The organism is Verrucomicrobiota bacterium, assembly GCA_019247695.1.
Classification (GTDB): Bacteria; Verrucomicrobiota; Verrucomicrobiia; order Chthoniobacterales; family JAFAMB01; genus JAFBAP01.
Map to the genome: position 1 here is coordinate 1 of JAFBAP010000098.1, position 4,323 is coordinate 4,323.

Annotated in this window: 6 protein-coding genes; 4 read left to right on the forward strand and 2 right to left on the reverse strand. The window is 62.3% G+C overall.

Going from position 1 to position 4,323, the window contains the following annotated elements; translation table 11 throughout:
• The 3 genes from JO015_10865 to JO015_10875 all read left to right on the forward strand — a co-directional run.
• Window positions 1–305, forward strand: a 305-nt coding sequence (locus JO015_10865; GenBank protein MBV9999598.1) for a VOC family protein, incomplete at its 5' end; no start/stop codon positions are given.
• Between the two features lie 42 nt (window positions 306–347).
• Window positions 348–797, forward strand: coding sequence for a YciI family protein (locus JO015_10870; protein MBV9999599.1), 450 nt, complete (start codon window positions 348–350; stop codon window positions 795–797).
• An 89-nt stretch (window positions 798–886) separates the two neighbouring features.
• Complete coding sequence (locus tag JO015_10875; GenBank protein ID MBV9999600.1) at window positions 887–1,378, forward strand: VOC family protein; 492 nt, start codon at window positions 887–889, stop codon at window positions 1,376–1,378.
• A gap of 39 nt (window positions 1,379–1,417) precedes the next feature.
• Here JO015_10875 and JO015_10880 read toward each other — a convergent pair whose 3' ends face one another.
• Both JO015_10880 and crtI read right to left on the reverse strand, forming a co-directional pair.
• Window positions 1,418–2,137 (reverse strand): carotenoid biosynthesis protein, encoded by a 720-nt coding sequence (locus JO015_10880; GenBank protein ID MBV9999601.1) that lies wholly within the window; start codon window positions 2,135–2,137, stop codon window positions 1,418–1,420.
• 4 nt (window positions 2,138–2,141) lie between these two features.
• Window positions 2,142–3,593, reverse strand: coding sequence for a phytoene desaturase (gene crtI, locus JO015_10885; protein MBV9999602.1), 1,452 nt, complete (start codon window positions 3,591–3,593; stop codon window positions 2,142–2,144).
• A gap of 152 nt (window positions 3,594–3,745) precedes the next feature.
• On the opposite strand from crtI, the gene JO015_10890 reads away from it, so the two are divergent.
• Window positions 3,746–4,323: aminopeptidase P family protein (locus tag JO015_10890; GenBank protein ID MBV9999603.1), on the forward strand; the 578-nt coding region annotated here is incomplete at its 3' end.

The following is a 4,323-nucleotide window of genomic DNA, read 5'->3' on the forward strand; positions in this document are numbered from 1 at the left end:
CCCCCGAACCCTGTCCGGAAGGCATGCTGCCGGCCGGTTCAGAGAACAAGGTGATGCACGCGCGCCTGAGCATTGGGGAAACGAAGGTGATGGCGTCCGACGGCCGATGCCAGGGAAAACCGAACTTCCAGGGGTTCGGCTTGTCGCTCACGGCGGCGAACGCGGCGGAGGCCGATCGGCTCTTTACCGTCTTGGCGGACGGCGGACAGGTGCAGATGCCGCTCGGCAAGACGCTTTTTTCCCCGCGCTTCGGCATGGTCGCCGACCGCTTCGGCGTGTGCTGGATGATCGTCGTGCCGCAGTGAAACCCGGCCGGACGCACAACCGCCAATCAAGGAAGCACACGTATGCGCTTTATGATGTTGATGATCCCGCGTGTCTACCAACCCGGCGCGCCGCCTGGGGAGAAGGCCGAAGAGGGGTTTACTCCACCCGCCGACGCCGTTGCGCGGATGATGCAGTACAACGAGGAGCTGGCGAAAGCCGGGGCGCTCATCGGGCTCGACGGCCTTCATCCGATATCCAAGGGCGCGCGCGTCCGGTTTACGCACGGCAAGGTCAAAGTGACCGACGGGCCGTTCATCGAAGCAAAGGAGGTTATCGGCGGCTATTGGATAATCGATGTGAAGTCCAGGGAGGAAGCGGTGGAATGGGCGAGGCGCTGTCCGGCCGCAGACGGTGACGCCATCGAGGTTCGCCAAATCTTCGAGATGCCGGACTTCCCTCCCGACGTGCGGAGGGCTGCGGAGAACCTCACGGTGCGCGCGCAGGTCGAGAAACAACGCAGCGGTTGCTGATCGTGACGTAATGCCGCAGCGCTCGATGGCTGAACGGTCTTAAGCATCCGCTTCAGACCGGTACCTGCGAGCGCCGGGGAAGGAGAACAATGCAAAAAATCACCCCATTCTTGTGGTTCGATGACCAGGCCGAAGAGGCCGCGAATTTTTACGTCTCCATCTTCAAAAACTCCAGGATAGAAAACGTTTCCCGTTATGGCGAGGCAGGGCATGAAATTCACGGCCGGACGGCGGGAACGGTCATGACCGTGGAATTTCAGCTCGAGGGACAGGATTTCATCGCGCTGAACGGCGGTCCGTCATTCAAATTCAACCCGGCCATTTCCTTTCAGGTCCATTGTGAGACGCAAGAGGAGGTAGACCATTATTGGGAGGCGCTTTCCGCCGGCGGCGATCTAGAGGCGCAGCGGTGCGGCTGGCTTAAAGACAGGTACGGTGTGTCGTGGCAAATCATCCCGACGGCTTTATCTGAACTGTTGCAGGGCGCGGATGCGGAGAAATCGCAACGGGTGATGAACGCGCTGCTGCAAATGGGCAAGCTCGACCTGAAACGCCTGCGCGAAGCGTACGAGCGGAAGTGAGGCGATGCGGAGAACCTGCCTCCGGCATACGGCGACCGTTCAGATACTGCACAAGATCGTCACCCAAAAAAGCAGGTTCATGGTGAGGAGGATGCCTGAACTGCTCCACCGCAGGCGGTGCATCGGCAATCCGCGCAGGAAAAGCCAGTCAAGCCCAGCGCCCAAGGCGAACCAGCTCGCGTAATTTTGCCACGGAGGCCAGCCTGGCTTGGGAGCGAGACCAGGATACCACTGCCAATAGCCGCGGATTTTCCAGGCCACGACCTCGAGGCTCAGGTCCGTGGCCACCGCGATCAGCCCGACCCAGACCGGACGCCAACGGGAGGCGGGCGCTACCGCGTGCCCGTTGACAACCACGATAAACCAGGCAGCCGGGATGGTCGCAGGCAGGACCGAAAAAAGCTTGGGACCGAGCCGGTCCGAGTAAACGTAGTCGCCGAAGGGAATGCCGGTCGTGACGCCGGCGAGCTCAACGAGCGCGGCCGCCCCGCCGACGCCCAGTGCACAGAACCAGGCTTTGGCCCAGGATACTTCCGAGCCGAGAGCGATAAAAGTCGTGAACGCGCCCAGCCACAACCAGACGGCGTCGGAACCGCTCAAGACCCGGGATGCCAGGTCAGTGATCCAGGAGCGCGTGATCGTCGACCGCAGGCGTTCCTCGTTGAGATTAAGCGGGACCACCAGAAATCCGACCGCGGTCCAGACGTAAAACACCAGGCGCGTGATCCGGGACAAGGAAAACGACGGTTTGGACGGCATGACTTCAGCGAAGGACCTGTTCCGCCACGATCTGGCCGCTGAGCAAGGTAAGCGGAATCCCTCCACCCGGATGCGTGCTACCACCCACGAACCAGACGTTGGGCAGACGGCGGCTCTGCAGCGGGGGCCGTTTGAAGGCGGAAAAAAGGCCGTGCGACGCAAAGCCGTACAAGCTTCCGCCGAACGCATTGAACCGCCGGGCAAAATCGAGCGGGGACAGGTAATGGCGCTCGACAACTTTCGTTTCAAGGCCATCGACCCCGAAGGCCGTCAGCCGGCGCAGGATCACGCGACCGTAGTGCTCGCGGATTCGCTCCCACCGGTTGCCTTCCTCCGGGTTGCGAAAAGCGGGCACGTTGACGAGTACGAACCAGTTTTCGTGCCCGGCCGGCGCGCGTTCCGGTTCAGTCTTGCTGTCGATGGCAACGTAAATGGTGGGCGGCGACGGCGGCGTGCGCTGATCAAAGATCTGCCGGAACTCGGTTTCGTAGTCATCGGAGAAGAAAACATTATGGTGCAGGAGCCCGGGGTGGCTGCCGCGTATGCCCAGCAACATGGCGAAGCCGGAAACGGCCAGGTCGCGGCGTTGGGAAGCGTACCCCCTGCGGAGCGGCGGCGGAAAGAGCCGGGCATCGGCTGAGAGCACGTCCTGATTGCAAATTACCAGGTCGCAGTGGAACGCCGTCCCGGCGCCCGTGGCCAGCGTGAACCCGCGCCCGGCAGGCTGCACCCCGGAGATCTCTGTACCGAACTCAAACCGGACGCCCTCTTCCCGGCAAATCCGCGCGAGGTTTTCCGCGATCCGGTACAGCCCGCCTTTGACGTACCAGCTGCCGAATTGGCGCTGGACGTACGGGATAATGGCAAATGCCGCCGGCGTGCGATACGGCGACGAACCGTTGTACGTCGCGAATCGCCCAAGGTATTGTCGCAGGCGTTTGTCCGTAAAGCAGCCGGCCGCCAGCTGCGCCAGGGTGCGCCGGTCGGCAATTTTGGGCAGATGCCGGAGCTTCGGAAGATTTTTCCAGCGGAGCTGTTTCCACCAGTCCTCAAGCCGGTGTTCCAGGAACGCTTCCGCTGAGAGGTCGTAAATCCCGGCCGCGTGGCGGAGCAGCCGGACCAAGTCCGGCCGCTGCCAGAAAGCTTCGTCTTCGTCGATCTGGTGCCGGTCCGGCCAGAAATACCGGCACGATGGTTCGAGCCGGATCAGTTCGAGGTCCCGATCAAGGTCTCGGCCCAGTTTTTGCCATAACCGCTTCAGGACGTGCGGCATCGTGACCAGCGACGGCCCGGTATCCCAGGTGAACCCGGTTGCCGAAAAAACGTTCATTTTGCCGCCGGCCCGGCAGCCCTTTTCAAAGACGGTCACCCGCAGACCGCTGCGCGCGAGTAACGCGGCCGCCGACAGGCCGCCGAGGCCCGCCCCGATCACCGCAACCTGTAGTCCAATCCTCATCTTTGCCGATACGCTTGCCGGCCCGCCGCCGAATCAGAATAACCCGGAAACGCAATTCCCGATCACCCGCAGCCGGTGAGCGCGAGTGCCGGCCGGCGACCCGATAAGGAGCGAATTGATCATCGGCCGGCAATCACCGATCGTCTTCCTTAATGGTTTCCAAAACGCCTTCGCGCATCATCTTCGCTTCGAGCGAACTTTCGGCCGACATGTTTTATGCGACGCGCTTTTCCGTGCCGGACCCCTTCCTGTTTCTGGAACAGAACGGCAGGAAAACCATTGTGCTCAGCGATTTGGAGGTGGACCGGGGCCGGTCGGAGGCCGCGGTCGACGAAGTGGTTTCGTTGTCGGCCCTCGAAAAGACGTTGGAAAAGAAGCTCAAGACCAAACCGTCCGTCGGCCAGACGCTGGCGAGCTTCGTGCGCGGGCGGCGGGTGCGCAAAGCATTGGTGCCGGCGAATTTCCCATTGGAACTGGCGGTCACCTTCAACCAGCACGGGATCGAGCTGGAGCCCAGGTCGGGCCTATTCTGGCCGGCCCGGGAATTCAAGACCGCGGCAGAGCTCAAAGCGCTCCGGAACGCCATCCGAATCACGGAGATCGGCCTGGCGCGCGCCTATGAGGTGTTGCGTGCCTCTGAGATCGGGCCCGGGCGCCGGCTCGTTTGGGCCGGACAGAAACTCACTTCTGAGCGGCTGCGCGCCGAGATCGATTGCGCCATCCTGCGGGC